At 58.0% G+C, this 231-nt stretch carries 1 protein-coding gene; it reads left to right on the top strand.

The annotated features are described in order from the left end of the window. A partial coding sequence (locus tag P0D73_RS46960; protein WP_408436602.1) for a LysR substrate-binding domain-containing protein occupies positions 1 to 231 on the top strand: 231 nt, incomplete at both ends.

Raw genomic sequence — 231 nt, 5'->3', positions numbered from 1 at the left:
CTTCGCGTCAACGTTGACCCGTTCTTTTCAAGGACGGTGCTGGCGTCAAGATTGCCAGATTTTCTGGCACATCATCCTGACCTCTCGCTCGAACTCATCATGCGCGACGACGTCGGCGACCTCGTGGCAGATGGATTTGACCTTGCGGTGCGTTTTGGACCCCCGCCACTGGGAACACTGATTGCACGCAAGCTGCTCGATACGCGCATCATTACGGTCGCGTCTCCGCGG

The organism is Paraburkholderia sp. RL18-101-BIB-B (assembly GCF_046026985.1).
GTDB lineage: Bacteria > Pseudomonadota > Gammaproteobacteria > Burkholderiales > Burkholderiaceae > Paraburkholderia.
Note: the sequence above shows the minus strand (reverse complement) of the source record. Positions and strands in the feature narration are given on the sequence as shown.